This is a genomic window from Alitabrizicola rongguiensis (assembly GCF_021491355.1).
Taxonomy (GTDB): domain Bacteria; phylum Pseudomonadota; class Alphaproteobacteria; order Rhodobacterales; family Rhodobacteraceae; genus Aliitabrizicola; species Aliitabrizicola rongguiensis.
Genome location: NZ_JAKENF010000001.1, coordinates 1,153,563 through 1,171,968, shown reverse-complemented (window position 1 = coordinate 1,171,968; position 18,406 = coordinate 1,153,563). Strand labels below are relative to the sequence as shown.

The window sequence follows — 18,406 nt, the reverse complement described above, 5'->3', positions numbered from 1 at the left end:
ATAAAGAGGGCATCGGAAACCGCCAGAGCAAAGGAACCCCGGCGATGATGACCCTGTACCACGCCCCGCAAAGCCGTTCGTCGCGCGTCCTGTCCCTGATCGAGGAACTGGGTAACCCACCGGAGATCAAGATCGTCGAGGTGGACATTCCACGGATGATGAGCGGAACAGGCAAGCGCGACCCCAACAACCCGCATCCCGAGGGGAAGGTTCCGCTTCTGGTTCATGACGGGGTCGAGATCTGGGAGACTGCGGCGATCCTGCTCTATCTGACCGGGCTTTATCCGCAGTGCGGCCTTGGTGTGGCGCAAGGCGATCCGCAGCGCGGGCGCTACCTGAGTTGGATGTTCTGGTACGCGGGCGTGGTCGAGCCGGTGATAATCGCCCATCTCTGCGGCCTTTCGCATCCGGGCTTCGAGGCCAGCTTGCGCGGCCTGCCAGAGGTCTTTGCCCGCCTCGAGACGGCGCTTGCAAAGGGGCCATGGCTGATGGGGGACCGGTTCACGACGGTGGACCTGCTCCTGCACTCGCCCTTCATCTGGGCACCGCAGATCACGCCGGACAGCGCGGCGATCCGCGACTGGGTCGAGCGCTGCAAATCCCGTCCCGCTGCCGAAAGGGCGCGTGCGCGCGATGCTGCGGCGATGGCGCGGTGGGCGGCCTGAGCCACCGTCCGGTGCCTGTCAACCTCCATAAGGAAAGGGTCGCCGAAAGGCGACCCTGACCTGGTTCCACGTCGCGCAAGCGGCGGGGCTGGATCAGCCGTTGACGCTGTCCTTCAGCGCCTTGGCGATCGAGAACTTCACCTGCTTGTCAGCCGGCTTGGTGATGGTCTCGCCGGTGGCCGGGTTGCGGACCTGACGCTCGGGGCGCGACTTGCAGGCGACCTTGCCGAGGCCCGGCAGGGTCACGGTGCCGCCAGCGGCGACTTCGCGGGACACGAGGGCCGCAATGGCGTCAAGCGCGGCCGAGGCGGTTTTCTTGTCGGATCCCATTTCTTCAGCCAGCGCGGCGACCAGTTGCGTCTTGGTCATTGGTTTCGACATTTCCTGTCTCCTTGTTCTTGCCCCGATGCACGGGGTCATCCTAGCCCCGCGGTCGGGGCGATGCCGCCCGTTCGACAGGGTTTTGACGCGCAAATCAAGCGATTTCGCCTTGAAACGCCGCCTTTCTCCTTCGGAAAGTCGGGAACGGTCCTAAAGGAAGGCCGTCTCCTCGAAACTGCGCAGTTTACGGCTGTGCAGCTTTTCGATCGGCGTGTTGCGGAGAAGCTCCATCGCCCGCACCCCGATCTGCAGGTGGCTAGCCACCTGGGTGCGGTAGAACTCGCTGGCCATCCCCGGCAGTTTCAGCTCGCCATGGAGCGGCTTGTCGCTGACGCAGAGAAGCGTGCCGTAGGGCACACGGAAGCGAAACCCGTTCGCGGCGATAGTTGCGCTTTCCATGTCCAGCGCGATGGCGCGGCTCTGGCTGAGGCGGGCGACCGGGCCGGACTGGTCGCGCAGCTCCCAGTTGCGGTTGTCGATGGTGGCAACCGTGCCCGTGCGCATGATGCGCTTGAGCTCGTATCCGTCGAGCTGCGTCACGTCGGCGACCGCCTGCTGCAACGCGATCTGGATCTCGGCCAGTGCCGGGATCGGCACCCAGACCGGCAGATCGTCGTCAAGAACGTGATCCTCGCGGACATAGGCATGTGCCAGGACAAAATCGCCCAAGCTTTGGCTGTTCCTGAGGCCAGCGCAATGGCCGACCATCAGCCAGGCATGGGGGCGCAGAACGGCGATATGGTCGGTCGCGGTCTTGGCGTTCGAGGGGCCGACACCGATGTTGACCAGCGTGATCCCCTGCCCGTCGAGGCGCTTGAGGTGGTAGGTGGGCATCTGCGGCAGCTTGGTCAGCAGCGCGATGTCCGCATCGGGGCTGGTGATCTCCTGGTTCCCCGGCGCCACGAAGGAGGTGTAGCCGCTCGACGGATCGCCAAGTGCGGCGCGGGCGAAGGCTTCGAACTCGTCGACATAGAACTGGTAGTTGGTGAACAGGACGTGGTTCTGGAAATGCACAGGGTCCGTGGCAGTGTAATGCGTGAGCCGCGCCAGAGAGTAATCCACCCGCTGCGCCGTGAAGGGTGCAAGCGGGAAAGAACCGTCCGCGTTCTCCAGCTGCCGGCCATTGACGATATCGTCATTGGTGGTGGCCAGGTCGGGCACGTCGAAGACATCGCGCAGACTGAAGTCCAGCACGCCTTCATGCGGCACTGTCACGCCCTTTTCGCCCGCGACGGCAAAGTGGACGGGGATCGGGGTCTCGGAAGGACCGATGATCACCGGCACGCCGTGATTGTGGATGAGAAGGCCAAGTTGCTGGACCAGGTAGTTCCGGAACAGTTCGGGCTGCGTGACGGTCGTGGCATAGGTGCCGGGCGACGAGACATGGCCAAAACTCAGGCGGCTGTCGACCTTGACATAGGTGCCGACCGTCAGACGGATCTCGGGGTAGAAGGCGCGCACCCTCGCTTGTGGCCGGCCGCTTCTGACTGCCTTGCTGAACTGCTCGACGAGAAAGGCCGTCGCGTCTCTATAGATTCTCTCCAGCCGTTCCACGGCGGCTGCGGCATCGGTGAAAGCCTCGTGCGGCAGCGCAGGCGGGGTCAGGATCGGCAGGGTCTGATCGTCTTTCATCTCGGGGTCCCGAAGTTTGATCCGGCATCTAACACGAAACCGGGTCGCTGGTGCAAGTGCTCCTCCCTGCCGCAATCCGGTGTCGGGACGATGACAGGCTTGCACCTTGGCGCCGCGCCGCCGATAACCGGCGCATGCAACCCGTCCTTCTTTCGCTCGGCCACGGCTATTCTGCCCGCGCGCTTGCCCGCCGGCTGATCCCGCAAGGCTGGCGGGTCATCGGCACGACGCGGAGCGCCAACCATGTGGCAGAGATTGCGGCAGAAGGCGTGGAGCCGTTGATCTGGGGCGAGGACGCGGGCCCGGCGATCGCCGAAGCGACGCATCTTCTCAGTTCGATCGCACCCGATACCGCGGGCGATCCGGCCTTGCGCCAGCTTGGCCCGCTGATCGCGGCACACAAATGGAACTGGGTCGGATATCTCTCGACCACTGGCGTCTATGGCGATCATCAGGGCGGCTGGGTCGACGAAACCACGCCCCTGACCCCCGGCACCGAGCGCGGGCGCCAGCGGGTAGCGGCCGAGGCAGAGTGGCGGGCCCTCGATCTGCCGCTCCACATCTTCCGTCTGGCGGGGATCTATGGGCCCAGTCGCGGGCCGTTCGAAAAGGTGCGTGACGGAACGGCGCGGCTGATCATCAAGCCGGGGCAGGTGTTCAGCCGCATCCATGTCGAGGATATAGCACAGGTGCTGGAGGCTTCGATCCACGCCCCCGATCCGGGCGCGATCTACAATGTCTGCGACGACGATCCGGCCCCGCCCGAGGACGTGCTGATCCATGCCGCGGAACTCCTCGGCCTGCCGCGCCCGCCATCCATCGCCTATGATGAGGCGGACATGACGCCGATGGCCCGCAGCTTCTACGCCGAAAGCAAGCGGGTCAGGAATGACCGGATCAAGGAGCGGCTCGGCGTCAGGCTGCTTTATCCGACCTATCGGGAAGGGCTTCGTTCGCTTCTCGATAGGGAGTGACGATCCGCCAGCGCGGGCTGCGCCGGGCATCCCACAGGGTCAGACCATAGACAACCATCCCTGCCGCGGTGAGCGCCGCCCCCACATAACCCGATGACTGCAAGCCGTAGCCTGCCGCAATCGCCATCGAGGCGAAGAGCGGGCCAAGGGCATTAGCCACGTTGAATGCGGAATGGTTCATCGCAGCCGCCATCGTCTGGGCCTCGCCCGCAACATCCATGAGCCGGGTCTGCAGAACCGTGCCAAACCCCCCGGATAGCCCGATCCCGAACAGGACCAGCGCCATCAGCCAGACATTCCCTGTGGTCGATGGGTAGACCAGCATCAGAAGGAACGAGGCCCCGAGGATCGTCCAGGCGGTCACGACCGGGTTACGGTCGGCGCCCCAGCCCGCAAGCAGCGTGCCAAGCGTCATGCCGATCCCCATCAGAGCAAGCACCGGCGGAACGGCGGACTCGCCGGCGCCTGTCACGTCGATCAGCGTCGAGGCGACATAGGTATAGACGGCAAAGAACCCGCCGAAACCGATGGCCGCAGTTGCCAGGGTCAGAAGAACCTGCCGATTGGCCAGGGCGCCCAGTTCCGAAAGCGTATTGATGCCATGCCTGGGGGCATCCTTGGGCGCCTTGAAGAACACGGCCGTCGCCGTCAGGCAGGCGAGGATCGCCACAAGGCCGAAGCCCCATCGCCAACCGATGCTTTGACCGAGCAAGTTGGCGAAAGGCACACCCAGCACCGTCGCCACCGTCAGACCGATCATCACCCGCGCGACTGCCTTGTTGCGCTCTTTCGGTCCGACAACACTTGCGGCCACCAGCGCCGCGACTCCGAAAAAGGCGCCATGCGGCAGTCCCGCCAGAAACCGCGCGGCCAGCATCTGCCCATAGCTTGCGGCGAAGGCTGTCAGCAGGTTGGCCACTGCATAGGCCAGCATCAGTGCGATGAGCAGACGCCGCCTCGACATGCGCGCACCCAGCACAGCAAGCACCGGCGCACCTACGACAACGCCAAGCGCATAGGCACTGATGACGTGGCTCGCGACCACCTCATCTATCTGCAGGTCCGGCGCAAAATAGGGCAGCAGGCTCATGGCGGCGAATTCCGACGTGCCGATGGCAAAGCCACCCATCGCCAGTGCGAGGTGAACAAGGAAGGGGTTCGCACGAACGGGGACCATGCGCCCGGTAGGCACGCAATCGATGCTGGACAAGGGAGAGGCTCCGGCAGGGCGACGGCATGCCGCCAAAGGAAAGATCAGACTTCGCGCTTCATTTGACGCGCGGAAACATTCGTCGGCAAGGGCAGAGTGGCTTCGCCGGTTGCATGGCCGGGATGTGCCTGGGGAATGGCTGGCGCATCAGACCGCACACAGCTTTCGTGTTTAGGATTGCGCTGAACTGGGGTTCAGGCCCTTTTTCCCACCACCGCCACGCCCAGTGTCTCGAGCACCTTCGCCTCGATCTGCGGAGCGTTCATGCCAGCGGTGGCATACATCGCCTCGGGGCTGGCTTGATCGATGAAGGTATCAGGCAGGACCATCGAGCGGAACTTGAGCCCTTTGTCGAAGACGCCCTCCTCGGCCAGAAGCTGCGCGACATGGCTGGCAAAGCCGCCAACCGCGCCCTCTTCGATGGTAATGAGCGCCTCGTGCTCACGCGCCAGGCGCAGGATCAGGTCGCGGTCAAGCGGCTTGGCAAAGCGGGCGTCGACGACGGTCGGGCCAATGCCGCGCTGTGCCAGCGCCTCGGCCGCCAGAAGAACTTCGCGCAGCCGCGTCCCGAAGGAGAGGAGTGCGACGCGCGCGCCTTCTCGGATGACCCGTCCCCTTCCGATCTCGAGCGGAATGCCCCGCGCCGGCATGTCGACCCCCACCCCCTCGCCGCGGGGATAGCGGAAGGCAATCGGGCCGGCATCATGCGCTGCCGCGGTGGCGACCATGTGAACCAGTTCAGCCTCGTCGGCTGCAGCCATGACCACCATGCCCGGCAGATTGGCGAGGAACGCCACGTCGAAGGCGCCGGCATGGGTCGCGCCGTCGGCGCCGACGAGCCCGGCCCGGTCGATGGCGAAACGGACGGGCAGACGCTGGATCGCCACGTCGTGCACGACCTGGTCGTAGCCGCGCTGCAGGAAGGTCGAGTAGATGGCGCAGAAGGGCTTCAGCCCCGCCGCAGCCATCCCGGCGCTGAAGGTCACCGCGTGTTGCTCGGCGATGCCCACGTCGAAGCAGCGGCGCGGAAAGCGCTCGGCGAAGAGATCGAGCCCGGTGCCATCAGGCATGGCAGCAGTCACCGCGACGATCTTCTCGTCGGTCTCGGCTGCGCGGATCAGGCTTTGCGCGAAGACCTTCGTGTAGGAGGGCGCATTCGGCGTCGACTTGGCCTGCGCCCCGGTCAGCACGTCGAACTTTCCGGTGGCATGGCCGCGGTCACGCGCCGCCTCGGCCGGGGCATAGCCTTTGCCCTTCTTCGTCAGCACATGGATCAGGACCGGCCCTTGCGCCCGCGCCTTGACGGTGCGCAGGACGGGCAGAAGCTGGTCGAGGTCGTGCCCGTCGATCGGGCCGATGTAGGAAAAGCCCAGCTCCTCGAACAATGTTCCGCCGACGGCCATGCCCTTGAGCATTTCCTTCGCGCGCCGCGCGCCTTCCTGGAAGGGCGGCGGCAACAGGCTGACCGCGCCCTTGGCGGCGGCCTTCAGCTCCTGGAACGGACCCTCGGCGTAAAGACGGGTCAGGTAGGATGACAGCGCACCGACCGGTGGGGCGATCGACATTTCATTGTCGTTCAGGATAACGATCAGCCGCTTCTTCAGATGACCGGCGTTGTTCATCGCCTCGAAGGCCATGCCGGCGCTCATCGAGCCGTCGCCGATGACCGCGATCGCATCGCCGCCATCGCAGCCAAGGTCACGCGCCACGGCAAAGCCCAGTGCGGCACTGATCGAAGTCGAGGAATGCGCGGCGCCGAAGGGGTCATAGGGGCTTTCGGCGCGCTTGGTGAAGCCGCTGAGCCCATCCTCCTGACGCAGGGTGCGGATACGGTCGCGGCGCCCGGTCAGGATCTTGTGCGGATAGCATTGGTGGCCGACATCCCAGATGATCTTGTCGCGCGGCGCATCGAAGACGGCGTGCAGCGCCACAGTCAGTTCGACCACGCCCAGCCCGGCGCCAAGATGCCCGCCCGTCACCGACACGGCGCTGATGGTCTCGGCGCGCAGTTCGTCGGCCAGCTGGTGAAGCTCGCGATCCGACAGCGCCTTGAGGTCGGCGGGCAGCGTCACACGGTCGAGCATCGGGGTCATCGGTCGGTCGGTCATGCCTGCCTTCTCGCGCCCCAGCGGCGCCGCATCAGTTCTCGCGCGCAATAACGAAGCGCGCGGCATCGATCAAGGTCGCGGCCCTGTCGCCATAGGGGCCCAGCGCCGCCTCGGCCTCTGCCACCAGCGCCCGGGCCCGCGTTTTGGCGCCATCCAGCCCAAGCAGCGAGACGAAAGTCGCCTTCCCGGCCTCGGCATCCTTGCGCAGGCGCTTGCCGGTCTTCGCCGCATCGCCTTCCACGTCAAGGATGTCGTCCGCGATCTGGAAGGCAAGGCCCAGGGCCGCGGCATAGCGGCCGAGCGGAGCGGGATCGGCACCGGCAATCACCGCGCCGGCCTCGGCCGACCAACGGATCAGGGCACCGGTCTTGCCAGCCTGAAGTGTGGTGATCTCGGGCAGCGTCAGCGGTCGGCCTGCCGTCTCGGCAGCAATGTCGAGCGCTTGGCCCAGCACCATCCCCTCGGAACCCGAAGCCTTCGCAAGACCAGCGACCAATGCCACCCGGACATCGCCACTTCCCAGAGCAGGATCGGTCAGGAGCTCGAAGGCAAGCGTCTGCAGGGCGTCCCCGGCCAGAACCGCCGTCGCTTCGTCCCATTTGACGTGGACCGTCGGCTGTCCCCGGCGCAAGTCGTCGTCATCCATGCAGGGCAGGTCATCATGGACAAGCGAATAGGCATGTAGCGCCTCGACGGCTGCAGCAGCGCTGACCGCCACCTCGGCCTTCACGCCGAACAGCGCAGCGCTTTCCAGAACGAGGAAGCCGCGCATCCCCTTTCCCCCCTGCAAGGCGTAGCGCATCGCATGGACAAGGGGCAGGTCAGCACGGCCATCAAGCGCCTTGCCAAGCCGCGCCAGAACTGTCTCTGACGCTGCGTTCAGCGCGGTCTGAAAGGTCACAGCCCCTCCGCCGGGGTGGTGCCCACGGCACGGCCTTCCTGCGCGCGGATCAGTTCGACCTTCTCTTCGGCCTGACGCAACTTCTCGGCGCAATGAGCCTTGAGCGCCGCCCCGCGCTCGTAAAGCGCGATCGACTGCTCGAGGGCCACATCCCCCTTTTCCAGCTGGGTCACGACCTTTTCCAGTTCGGCCATCGCCTCTTCAAAACTCATCGCGGACAGATCGGCCGTCATGCGCCCCGCTCCCTCAAGACATCCACATGCGCCGCGACACTCGCTGCCAGCGCGTCCAGATCATAGCCGCCCTCAAGCGCCGAGACCACCCGCCCCCCGGCATAGGTTTCGGCAAGGTCGCAGATGCGCCCGGTCAGCCAGGCAAAGTCCCTTTCGCGCCACTCGAGCGCGGCCAAAGGATCGTCTGCATGGGCGTCGAACCCGGCCGAAACCAGGATCAGTTCCGGCTCGAAGGCGGCGATGCGGGGCAAAACGACCGTCTCGTAGGCGCGCCGCATCTCGGCTCCGCCCGATCCCGGCTTGAGCGGCACGTTCAGGATCTGCCCATGCGCACCGCGTTCGCCCGCCGCTCCGGTGCCGGGCCAGAGCGGCATCTGGTGGGACGAGATGAACAACACTCGCTCTTCGTCCCAAAGCAGGTCCTGCGTGCCGTTGCCATGATGCACATCGAAGTCGACGACCGCGACCCGAAGAAGCCCGTGGTGGTCGAGCGCCCGCTTTGCACCGATTGCCACATTGCCGAACAGGCAGAAGCCCATGGGCGTCTCGCGTTCGGCATGATGGCCCGGGGGGCGGCAGCCTACAAACGCATTCGCGGCGCTTCCGTCCAGAACAAGGTCGACCGCCGCCGTCACCCCGCCGACCGCATGCAGCGCCGCGTCCAGCGACTTTGGCCCCATCCAGGTGTCCGGGTCCAACTGCACCAAACCGACATGCGGGGCAGCGCCGCGGATCCGGTCGAGATAGCGCTGCGGGTGGCATCGGAGGAGATCGGCCTCTTGCGCCAGAGGCGCCTCGCGTCGGTCAAGTTCCTTGGAGGCAAGCGCACGTTCGACCACCTCGATCCGGGCGCTGCGCTCGGGATGACCCTCCGGCGTGCGGTGCGCGGCATAGCTCGGGTGGTGGAAGTAAGCTGTGGTCAACTGTGCCCCCGACTCGATTGTGTGTCTTCCGTCTGGAGATATCCCACGGGTGTGAAGAGCGTCAAAAGAATGCTCCTGTCCAGCAGTCCAGGGAGGAATGCCCGAGCTTTGGCCGGCGTGGAGACGCGAAACCTCGCCTCGGCGCCTGCCACACTCAATCCGGCGCCAGCATGTAGCCTTCGCCCCGTACCGTCTGCAGATAGCGCGGCTGCTTCGGATCGGCCTCGATCTTGCGGCGCAGACGGGTGATCTGCACGTCCACCGCCCGCTCCTGCGCTTGTCCTTCGTCGCGACCCAGATCGCCAACCAGCTTCTCGCGGGTCACCGCCTCGCCGGGCTGGGCTGCGAAGATCCGCATCAGGGCGGCCTCGGTCGCCGTCAGACGCACAAGGTCGGTGCCGTTCCACAATTCGCCGCGGTCCACGTCATAGCGCACCTGCCCCAGATGCAGCACCTTAGGCACGGTTTCCGCGGCGCGCATCTGCGGTACGCGGCGCAGGATGGCATTGATCCGCAAGAGAAGCTCCTTCGGCTCGAAGGGCTTCACAAGATAGTCGTCCGCGCCGGCTTCCAAACCTTCGATGCGGTTCTGGGTTTCGCCCTTGGCCGTCAGCAAGAGGATCGGCGTCATCAGATGCTGCCGGAGCGACTGGGTGAGGCTGATGCCATCCTCGCCGGGCATCATGACGTCCAGGACGATCAGGTCGAATTCCAGCCCGGCAAGCAGCCGCCGGGCATGCGCCGCATCCCGCGCGCCGCTGACAAGAAAGCCGCTGCGCATCAGGAACTTCTGCAGAAGACCCCGGATGCGTTCATCGTCGTCGACGATCAGAAGATGCGGCTGAGGGTCGGCAGTCATGGCCCACTCTCCTTAAGGCCCTGATACTGCCGGCGCTGGTCGGGATCCATCATCGCCTCGAGCACAGTGCGGAACCCCTTCACCGCCTCCGGCCCCGCGGCGCGATATGCCGCGCGCATGCGCGCACGTTGCGCATCCGACAGCTCCCGCTCCAGCGCCGCACCTTTCTCTGTCAGGTAAAGATGCCGCTCGCGCTTGTCCTGCCGACCGACGCGACTGTCCACCAGACCGTCCTCGATCAGGGTTCGCAGCACCCGGTTCAGGCTTTGCTTGGTCACGCCCAGGATCGACAGGAGGTTGTTCACCGTCGTCCCCGGGCTGCGATGGATGAAATGGATGGCCCGGTGATGCGCCCGGCCATAGTCCATGCCTTCTAGAATGCGGTCCGGATCAGCCGTAAAGCCGCGATAGGCAAAGAACATCGCCTCGATGCCCTTGCGCAGCTGCTCGTCCGTAAGGAAGAGCAGGCTTTCGCCCCCGCCTTGCGCCGACTTGCCGTCCGCCATGCTGCCCCCGCGTCTGCTCTTGGCCGTTCCGGCCCTTGAACCTCAAGTATCCGACGGCTCAGCCTCAAGGTCCAGCCCGAAGGCAAGCCGCGACGACCTGTCAGGGGGTATAGGCGCTCGGCAGTTCATCGCAATTGGGTGTCGAGGGCTTTCCGGCAAAGCGCTCGGCGATCCATGACAGTGCTGTCGGTGCCCCAAGCACCATTGCGCCGTCATGGTCCGCGCCATCGACGACACGATACTCAAGGTCGTTGCCCCGGCTGCACAACTGACGCGTAAGCATATCTGTGGCCTGAGGAAAGACGGTGACATCCTTGTTGCCCTGAAGGATCAGCGTCGGCACCGGGATCGTCTGCTCGCCGGGTTCGTTCAGGGCGGCCGCTTCGTAAAGGGGGTCGAAGTCGGGTGCAGGCAGGAACTGCTCGCTGGCAATGGCGGTCGACCAGTAGCCTTGCGTCAGGGCATGGGTCATGCACTGGACATAAAGCTGGGGAAGCGCCTCGATCGCCTGTTCCGTGAGAATGCGCGACAGGTCTATTTCAGGGTAGGTCCGCGCATAGGACGTCATCACATACATTGTGTAGGGCAGCGACAGTTCGACGTTGCCCGACTTGCGGACCATCTCGATACGGTCGGCAATCTGCGATCCCGGCGCCATCGCGATGTTGCCGACGAGGTCATAACCCGACCCGAGGTAATCCCGCGCCTCAGCCGAGGTGAAGAGGTCGGCATGACCCCCTTGGGAATGGCCCATGACTGCAAAGCGTGTCCCGATGCCGGGTTCCAGAACCCGCGCCGCGCGCAGCATGTCGAGGGCATTCTTTCCGTTGGGCACGCCCTGAAGGAAGGGATGGAAGTCACCGGTTCCCAAGCCCTGATAGTCGGTCGCGACGATGGCATATCCCTGCGCCACGAACTGGTCGAGCAGCCCACGGATCACCTCGATGTATCCGTGCTCCGGTCCATCGGCATCGTCCCGCGAGGGGCCACAGACATTGGCCAGACCGGTCGTGCCGTGGGTCCAGACAATGACAGGCCAGCCGCCCTCGGGCGGAACGCCCTTGGGAACGGACACGGTTCCCGTGACCGCCACGGGCGCATCGAACGGGTCCTGCGACCGGTACATCACCAGGGTCGTGCGCCCTGCATCCGGCAAGGCCATGGTCATGGTCGGATCAAGGGGGCGGGCCTGCAGGACATCGCCTGCCTTGCCATTGGCCGGGAGCGTGGGCGCATCGTAGAAAGCCAGCCCCTGCGGGCCGACCGTTACCCCCTCGGCCAGGGCGGGCCCAGTTGCCACCGTCAGCGCGACGGCAAAGGAAAAGGCATTTGAAAGTGACATGCTGCGGCTCCGGTTCCGGCATTTGACGCGGACTCCGCCGCGCGTCAGGTCTGCCCGTAAGACGGGCGGGGCGCAATACGGGCTTTCCCGCCAACGGCATCGCGCGACGCGGGATTTACGTCAGCTTTATTGACTTTCCGGGAATCAACTGATAGCTCGACGGTGATTTCGCGCAACTTTATGTCTCGTTTGGACTTGGTTGGCGCAAGATTTGCAAAACGCTACCGAGGTAGGAGCTTGAAATGGCAGGATATGACGATCGCGATGGCTGGATCTGGTTTGATGGCGCGCTGGTGCCGTGGCGCGATGCCAAGGTGCATATCCTGACCCACGCAATGCACTACGCCTCGTCGGTTTTCGAAGGCGAGCGCTGCTACAACGGCAAGATCTTCAAGGGCGTCGAGCATTCGAAGCGACTGTTGAAGTCTGGTGAGCTTCTCGACATGCCGATCCCCTACACGGTCGAGCAGATCGAAGAGGCGAAATATGCCATGCTGAAGGCCAACGGCTGGACCGATGCCTATGTCCGCGCCCTCGCCTTCCGCGGGGCAGGTCCCGACATGGGCGTTTCCGCCGCGAAAAACCCCGTGCGGCTAGCCATCGCCGGCTGGGAATGGGGCGCCTATTACGGCGATGCTAAGATGAAGGGTGCAAAGCTCGACATCTCGAAATGGAAACGCCCCTCGCCCGAGACCATCCCGTCGGCCGCCAAGGCCGCCGGCCTTTACATGATCTGCACCATGTCCAAGCACGCAGCCGAGGCCAAGGGCTGCTCGGACGCCATGATGATGGACTATCGCGGCTATGTGGCCGAGGCGACCGGCGCCAACATCTTCTTCGTCAAGGACGGCGAAGTGCACACGCCGCTGCCCGACTGCTTCCTGAACGGCCTGACCCGCCAGACGGTGATCGGGATGCTGAAGGACATGCAGATCAAGGTCCACGAGCGGCACATCATGCCGGAGGAACTGGAAGGCTTCGAGCAGTGCTGGCTGACCGGAACGGCCGCAGAGGTTACGCCCGTCGGCCAGATCGGCGACTATAACTTCGAGGTCGGCGAACTGGTCCGGCGCGTGGCGCTGGACTACGAGAAACTCGTGCGGGCCTGACACGAGATCAGCGGTAAAGCTGCGACCAAGAACTACGAAGCGGCCCGGATCACATGATCCGGGCCGCTTCGCTTCACAGGATCGGCTTCAGCCCTCGATCACGGATTTGGCCAACTCAGCGTCGCTCGTGCCCAGGCGCAGACCATCCGATGCAGGCTGTTCGGCAGATCTTTGACAGCGCGTCCGTCCGGCGACCGGGCGGACGCGATCGGCTTGTGCGGGGCCTTTACAGACTGTCGCGCCGCAGCGGTGTCGTTGAACAGTGCAGGCCACCGCCGTTCTTGTGGACTGCCGCATAGGGCACGGTCACCCAGCTGACACCCGCCGCCGCCAGCCTATCCAGAGTGCGGTTCGTTGCACCTTCCGGCATCAAGACCTTGCCTGGCGCAACGGCAAGCGAGTTGACGATCCACGGATCGTCGCCCGGATCGGTCTCGATATAGCGGATGCCGCGTTCGGTCAGCGCCTCAAGGAAGGAATAGGGCAGGCCCTGAGGATTGAGCAGCGCCAGGTCGCGGTCGATCATCAGGAAGCTCACGTCAATGTGGATGTCATAGCCCGCCAGATCGACGACCAGCAGTTCCACCCCTTGCCGCGCCAGCACCTCGCCCACCTGCGCTGCGCCTTCGCGGTTCACCCGAACGCCGGCGCCGATCGCGCAGGTCTTCTCGTTCAGCCAGGTGAAGCTGCCACCTTCCATGATCCCGGCGCCATTGATCGTTCTGAGGATCGGAATGCCAAGCTTCGCCAGTGTCCGCGTCACCGCCAGCTCCTCGCCCCGGCGGATGCGCGCGCCCATGCGGCAAACGATTGCGCCGCCCTTGACCATGATCACCGGGTCGCGCGTGTAGATCTGCTTCAGGCGATTGCCCGCCTCACCCTCCATGAAGTGGACGTTGATCCCCTCGGCCCGCAGCGCAGCGACAAAGCCGTCATGTTGGGCCTGCATCAGCGGGATGTCGGGCGGCGTGTCCGACTGGAAATACCAGCCGACCGCCGGATCGCCGAAGGAGCCGATTTCGGCGATGCGCTTCGACGGATCGACGACGGCCATCTCGGGGCCAGGCCGATGCATCAGGATATCGCGGATTCGCCCGACATCATTGTCGATGCCCCAGACGCGGCCCCAGGTCGAGGCGAGTTCGCCCTCGTCTTCGAAAGCCGGGGTCGCGCCTGCGGCGAAGGTCTTGATGGTCTGGGTGTAGATCCAATGCGGGTTTGTCATGATGGTCCTTCCGGTTCGGTCCGCGCAGATTACTCAGCGCCGAAGCCGCCCGCCACCACCATTCAGGCCGCACCCGCACAGGGCCGGCCCAAAGTCAGACCAGCATGGTTTCCACCGGAAGACCCGCCTTGAAGGCACTCGAATACAGGCAGCGGCGGAGCGTTCCGTCTGATGCTCAGACCGTCCGACCGCGCTCAATCTCGGTGAATTCGCGAATCCGCTGGCCGGCAAGCCGGGTGGCCTCGCGCGAATGAAGCGCCTTGGTCGCGGGATGTGAACCCTCCTCGCCATCCTGGCGAGCAATTTCGAGGTAGCGGCTCAGGCGGGCGCCCTCGTTGGTCCGTTTGCGATCAGCCAGATGCTTTGTCATGGTCGGTCCTCCTGCCGGTTGCAGAAGTAGATCACGAATCCCCCATCGCAAAAAGCCCCGGGCAAGATAACAGGCCGTTTCCAGCCACCGGATCCAAGGGAATCGGCCAGCTTTCGCTAACCGCCGATCTTGACGCTTGGTGCGGCATCGCTTCCTGGCCCGAAACGGCGTGGCAGGACCCTGTCGGGTTCGTTCTGCTCCTCTTCACCGACGGCCGCGGCGAGCGCCTGCGACTTCAAAGCCATCACCTGCTCGGTGATCCGGTCCACAGGCAGGGACAGCGCAGCCAGCCCCAGCACCTGAACGGCCGCGATGCCATTCAGTCCCAGAGCAAAGGCCCGGCCCCGGCCGCCGTGTCGGAACACAACGCGGGCAAAGAGCCCCGCCGGCCAACCGCCCATGACGGCAAGGATCAGCAGGGTTCGCGACGGCATTGGAGCCAGTCCCTGCGCCGTGCGACGACTGTCCAGCCAGAAGGCAAGTAAAGTGAGACCGTTCGCCAGAAGAAGATAAGCCACAAGACCGAGCACAAACATACGCTCGTCGCCGACGGCCGGCAGATACTGGTCAAGGTCTTGGGTCATCATTTCCGTCCGAAAGGGTTGCCTCCCCTTGTACTGCCCTGGCATCACGGCAGAATTCGGGACAGACCCGGGCAGTCGCGCGACAGGTTTCCCTTTCCCCTACGAACGCAGGGCGCACTGGCTCAGGCGCGCGGCAGCCCAACGTGCCGCATCGGCGACGGCAGGATCGTTGTCATGCGTGAGACAGAGCGCGACGTCGCGCAGGGTGGGATCGGCCGAGTTTCCGACCGCGTAAAGGACATTGCGCACGAACCGGTCACGCCCGATCCGCTTGATCGGCGAACCGGCAAAACGCGCCCGGAAGGCAGGGTCATCGAGGGCCGCGAGCTCCGCCAGCGGAGGGGCCCCGACGCGGGCGGCATAACCCGCGTCGCGCGCCAAGACGGCAAACTTGTTCCATGGACAGACGGCAAGGCAATCGTCGCAGCCATAGATGCGGTTGCCCATCAGCGGCCGCAGTTCCTCATCGACAGGACCGCGATGCTCGATCGTCAGATAGGAGATGCAACGCCGCGCATCGAGTTGGTACGGCTCGGGAAAAGCCTGCGTCGGACAGATGTCGAGGCAAGCTGTACAGCTGCCGCAATGGCTGACCTCCGGCGCATCAGGCGGCAAGTCCAGGGTGGTGAAGATCGCGCCAAGGAACACCCAGTTGCCGATCTCGCGCCCGAGCAGGTTCGTATGTTTGCCTTGCCAGCCCAGCCCCGCCGCCTGCGCCAACGGCTTTTCCATCACGGGCGCCGTATCGACAAAGACCTTGATCTCGCAGGCAAGGCCGGACCTGGCCGCCTCATCGATCAGCCAGCGACCAACACGCTTCAGCCGCCTTTTGACGAGGTCGTGGTAGTCCTTTCCTTGGGCATAGACGCTGATGGCCCCGAGGTCGCGCTTTTCGAGCACGGCCAAGGGATCGATTGCGGGCGTATAGCTCTCGGCCAGCATCACCACCGACCGTGCTTCGGGCCAGAGCGCTGCGGCACTGCCGCGCCATTCGGCGCGCTCGGCCATCCAGCCCATCTGCCCTTGCCGCCCTTTTTCCAGCCACTCGGCAAGACGCTGCCTCGCCTCGGGCACGGCATCGGGCCGGCACACCCCCATGTGGACGAACCCTTCGGACTCCGCCTTGGCCGCAAGTCGCGCCTTCAGATCGGCGGACATGAGTCATCCCGACTTCTTCTTTGCGAAAACACCCTCGGGGATGAATTGGCCACAGGCCAAGAGGGGGCTGAAAGCCCCCGTCTGCCGCCCAAATCAGAAGTCCAGGTCGGCATAATGGGCGGGCGGCGGAAAGCCCGGCACCTGATCGGCCAAGAGCGGTCGGAACGAGGGGCGCGACTTGATCTTGGCGTACCAGTCCTTGACTGTCGCCGAGCGGTTCCAGTCGACGTCCGAGATGTAGTCGAGGCAACTCAGATGCGCCGCGGCGGTGAAATCGGCCAGCGTCATCTGATCGCCTGCAAGCCATCGCCGCTGGTCCAGCAGCCAGCCCAGATAGTCGAGATGGTACTTTATCTTGCCTGCGCCCATCTTGACGTTCTTCGAGTCCGGGTAGCCCAGCCCCATCATCTTCTTGTTGACGCGCTCATAGAGCAGCTTCGACGTCACCTCGTCGTGGAACTTGTCGTCGAACCAGGCGCAAAGGCGGCGTACCTCGTAACGCCCCTCGGGGTCGCGCGGCATCAGGGCGGGTGTCGGCACCGTCTCTTCCAGGTATTCGCAGATCGCCTGGCTTTCCGACATCACCCGGCCCTCGATCCGCAGGACGGGCACCTTCCCGGCAGGGTTGCGGCGCAGGAAGTCGGGGCTCGGCTCCCAATAGCGTTCCTCGATCAACTCCACCTCGATCTTCTTCTCGGCCAGCGTCAGGCGAACCTTGCGGCAGAACGGAGAGAGGGGAGAGTGGAACAGGCGGTTCATGGAGATGCTCGTTTTCGGGCTGTGCCGGTTCATGCCGTGACAGGCCGCGGATTTCAATCCTTCGACGCCGCTTTCGGCTCAAAACAGCTTGCCCGCCCGTCGACTTGAATGGTGGCAGCGCCATCCACGATCGAATTGGCACGGCGACGAAGGTAGCTGGTGGGCTTGGCGGGATCCCAGCGCTTCGGGTCGGGAAGCACGGCCGCAAGTCGCGCCGCCTGTACCGGCGACAGCTCGGCGGCACTGACCCCGAAATAGTGCTGGGCCGCCGCCTCGATCCCGAAGACACCTTCGCCGAATTCGGCGATGTTCAGATAGACTACAAGGATGCGGCGCTTGGTCCAGACCAGCTCGACGACCGGGGTGATCGCAGCCTCGAGTGCCTTCCTGACCCAGGAGCGCCCGTGCCAGAGAAAGACGTTCTTCACCGTCTGCTGGCTGAGCGTCGATGCGCCACGGTTCGCGCCACGGTCCACCGCATCCCGGATCGCGGCCATGTCGAAGCCCCAGTGCAGACAAAAGTTCGCATCCTCCGCGGCAACGACGGACCGGAACATCACGGGTGCGATCTCGTCGCCACCAACCCAGTCGCGCTCGATCCCGCCAAGTCGGATCCGCTCACCGATCATGTAAAGGGTGGTCGGTACGGGGACGAAAGCATAGATCAGCGTCAGCGCCAGGATAAGGCCAGCGAAGCCGGCCAAGACCCGCTTGGTCCAGAACCACAGTCGCCGCCGCCACCCCTGCTCGGGTTCCGCGGCAACAGATTTGGCCGGGCCCGCCTTCGCGGATCCGGCCTTGGACGTTGTCGATTTCTTGGGCGAGCTTGCCATTGCGGCAGAATGACCATGCCGCCAGAGGCAAGGTCAAGCCCGCAACACGACCTCAGGCGCTGGGCGCTGCTGCATCCGTGCCGACGAAAGCCTTGAGCTTGTCTTCCTGTTCCTTCGACAGCGAGGTCTGCACCACTCGACCCTTGTGCTTGAAGGCTTCGAGACCAGCGAGAACTTTGTCGCCCGTGACCTTCCGAACCAGGACGCAAACAGCCGAGCCGCCATTCGGCAGGCTCGAGCCGATTTCCTTCATGACGTTGTCGTTGATGCCGATATCGGTCAGATAGCCCGAAAGCGCACCTGCGCCCGCCCCTGCGGCCGCGCCGAGAAGCGGGTTCAGGAACAGAAGACCGATCAGCGTTCCCCAAAGCGCGCCGCCTGCAGCGCCGGTCGCGGTCAGGTTCACCGCTTGGTGCAGGACAACCTTGCCGTCGGTGCCTTTCGTCACGACGACGACGTCTTCCATCTCCAGCAGGTATTCCTTCTGCAGTTTCACCAGCGCGTCCCGCAGGTCAAAGCCGGTTTTCTCGTCATCGAATGCCACGACAATCAGGTCAGACATGGGTGCCCTCCAAGAGCCAATTTAAAATCCCGCGCCAGCTTAGGCGCGGGATTGATACGGCAACAAGACGTA

The 18,406-nt window shown here is 64.6% G+C and carries 20 protein-coding genes; 3 read left to right on the top strand and 17 right to left on the bottom strand.

Annotated elements, in window-relative coordinates:
• Nucleotides 1–47 precede the first annotated feature (47 nt).
• On the top strand, nt 48–665 hold the full coding sequence (locus L0V05_RS05780; protein ID WP_234869133.1) for a glutathione S-transferase family protein: 618 nt from the start codon (nt 48–50) through the stop codon (nt 663–665).
• A 93-nt stretch (nt 666–758) separates the two neighbouring features.
• Here L0V05_RS05780 and L0V05_RS05775 read toward each other — a convergent pair whose 3' ends face one another.
• On the bottom strand, nt 759–1,046 hold the full coding sequence (locus L0V05_RS05775; RefSeq protein WP_234869132.1) for an HU family DNA-binding protein: 288 nt from the start codon (nt 1,044–1,046) through the stop codon (nt 759–761).
• A 150-nt stretch (nt 1,047–1,196) separates the two neighbouring features.
• A complete protein-coding gene (locus L0V05_RS05770) occupies nt 1,197–2,678 on the bottom strand; it encodes an AMP nucleosidase (protein WP_234869131.1) in 1,482 nt (493 codons plus the stop codon).
• A 134-nt stretch (nt 2,679–2,812) separates the two neighbouring features.
• Between L0V05_RS05770 and L0V05_RS05765 the strand changes: the two genes are divergently transcribed.
• On the top strand, nt 2,813–3,652 hold the full coding sequence (locus tag L0V05_RS05765; protein ID WP_234869130.1) for an SDR family oxidoreductase: 840 nt from the start codon (nt 2,813–2,815) through the stop codon (nt 3,650–3,652).
• Here the strand turns inward: L0V05_RS05765 and L0V05_RS05760 are convergent.
• From L0V05_RS05760 to L0V05_RS05725, 8 genes are all read right to left on the bottom strand, one after another.
• On the bottom strand, nt 3,594–4,862 hold the full coding sequence (locus tag L0V05_RS05760) for an MFS transporter (RefSeq protein WP_234869129.1): 1,269 nt from the start codon (nt 4,860–4,862) through the stop codon (nt 3,594–3,596). The two genes, L0V05_RS05765 and L0V05_RS05760, sit on opposite strands and share 59 nt — an antisense overlap.
• A gap of 194 nt (nt 4,863–5,056) precedes the next feature.
• A complete protein-coding gene (gene dxs / locus L0V05_RS05755) occupies nt 5,057–6,970 on the bottom strand; it encodes a 1-deoxy-D-xylulose-5-phosphate synthase (RefSeq protein WP_234869128.1) in 1,914 nt (637 codons plus the stop codon).
• A gap of 31 nt (nt 6,971–7,001) precedes the next feature.
• A complete protein-coding gene (locus L0V05_RS05750) occupies nt 7,002–7,871 on the bottom strand; it encodes a polyprenyl synthetase family protein (RefSeq protein WP_234869127.1) in 870 nt (289 codons plus the stop codon).
• Complete coding sequence (locus tag L0V05_RS05745; protein WP_234869126.1) at nt 7,868–8,104, bottom strand: exodeoxyribonuclease VII small subunit; 237 nt, start codon at nt 8,102–8,104, stop codon at nt 7,868–7,870. The genes L0V05_RS05750 and L0V05_RS05745 overlap by 4 nt, the downstream gene beginning before the upstream one ends.
• Nucleotides 8,101–9,027 (bottom strand): histone deacetylase family protein, encoded by a 927-nt coding sequence (locus tag L0V05_RS05740; protein ID WP_234869125.1) that lies wholly within the window; start codon nt 9,025–9,027, stop codon nt 8,101–8,103. Before L0V05_RS05740 ends, L0V05_RS05745 begins: the two co-directional genes overlap by 4 nt.
• A 154-nt stretch (nt 9,028–9,181) precedes the next feature.
• The gene (locus L0V05_RS05735) at nt 9,182–9,886 is read right to left on the bottom strand and encodes a response regulator (protein ID WP_234869124.1); all 705 of its coding nucleotides are present in this window, start codon (nt 9,884–9,886) and stop codon (nt 9,182–9,184) included.
• Nucleotides 9,883–10,392 carry a MarR family winged helix-turn-helix transcriptional regulator gene (locus tag L0V05_RS05730; protein WP_234869123.1) on the bottom strand — a complete coding sequence of 170 codons (510 nt, stop codon included), beginning with the start codon at nt 10,390–10,392 and terminating at the stop codon, nt 9,883–9,885. The genes L0V05_RS05735 and L0V05_RS05730 overlap by 4 nt, the downstream gene beginning before the upstream one ends.
• A 100-nt stretch (nt 10,393–10,492) precedes the next feature.
• Nucleotides 10,493–11,734, bottom strand: coding sequence for a lipase family protein (locus L0V05_RS05725; RefSeq protein ID WP_234869122.1), 1,242 nt, complete (start codon nt 11,732–11,734; stop codon nt 10,493–10,495).
• Nucleotides 11,735–11,976: 242 nt separating this feature from the next.
• Here L0V05_RS05725 and L0V05_RS05720 point away from each other — a divergent pair, with 242 nt between their 5' ends.
• Complete coding sequence (locus tag L0V05_RS05720; RefSeq protein ID WP_234869121.1) at nt 11,977–12,843, top strand: branched-chain amino acid aminotransferase; 867 nt, start codon at nt 11,977–11,979, stop codon at nt 12,841–12,843.
• 226 nt (nt 12,844–13,069) lie between these two features.
• On the opposite strand, the gene L0V05_RS05715 is transcribed toward L0V05_RS05720, so the two are convergent.
• The 7 genes from L0V05_RS05715 to L0V05_RS05685 all read right to left on the bottom strand — a co-directional run bounded on the left by L0V05_RS05715 (nt 13,070) and on the right by L0V05_RS05685 (nt 18,334).
• Nucleotides 13,070–14,068, bottom strand: coding sequence for a dimethylarginine dimethylaminohydrolase family protein (locus tag L0V05_RS05715; RefSeq protein WP_234869120.1), 999 nt, complete (start codon nt 14,066–14,068; stop codon nt 13,070–13,072).
• A 175-nt stretch (nt 14,069–14,243) separates the two neighbouring features.
• Nucleotides 14,244–14,438: a hypothetical protein gene (locus L0V05_RS05710; protein WP_234869119.1), complete on the bottom strand. Its 195-nt coding sequence runs from the start codon at nt 14,436–14,438 to the stop codon at nt 14,244–14,246.
• Nucleotides 14,439–14,554: 116 nt separating this feature from the next.
• A complete protein-coding gene (locus L0V05_RS05705) occupies nt 14,555–15,022 on the bottom strand; it encodes a DUF1294 domain-containing protein (RefSeq protein ID WP_234869118.1) in 468 nt (155 codons plus the stop codon).
• 99 nt (nt 15,023–15,121) lie between these two features.
• Nucleotides 15,122–16,180, bottom strand: a complete 1,059-nt coding sequence (gene queG, locus L0V05_RS05700) for a tRNA epoxyqueuosine(34) reductase QueG (RefSeq protein WP_234869117.1) — start codon at nt 16,178–16,180, stop codon at nt 15,122–15,124.
• Between the two features lie 93 nt (nt 16,181–16,273).
• On the bottom strand, nt 16,274–16,939 hold the full coding sequence (gene fzlA / locus L0V05_RS05695; protein ID WP_234869116.1) for an FtsZ-binding protein FzlA: 666 nt from the start codon (nt 16,937–16,939) through the stop codon (nt 16,274–16,276).
• A gap of 53 nt (nt 16,940–16,992) precedes the next feature.
• Nucleotides 16,993–17,772, bottom strand: coding sequence for a monofunctional biosynthetic peptidoglycan transglycosylase (gene mtgA, locus L0V05_RS05690; protein ID WP_234869115.1), 780 nt, complete (start codon nt 17,770–17,772; stop codon nt 16,993–16,995).
• 52 nt (nt 17,773–17,824) lie between these two features.
• Nucleotides 17,825–18,334: a DUF1269 domain-containing protein gene (locus L0V05_RS05685; protein WP_234869114.1), complete on the bottom strand. Its 510-nt coding sequence runs from the start codon at nt 18,332–18,334 to the stop codon at nt 17,825–17,827.
• Nucleotides 18,335–18,406: the final 72 nt, after the last annotated feature.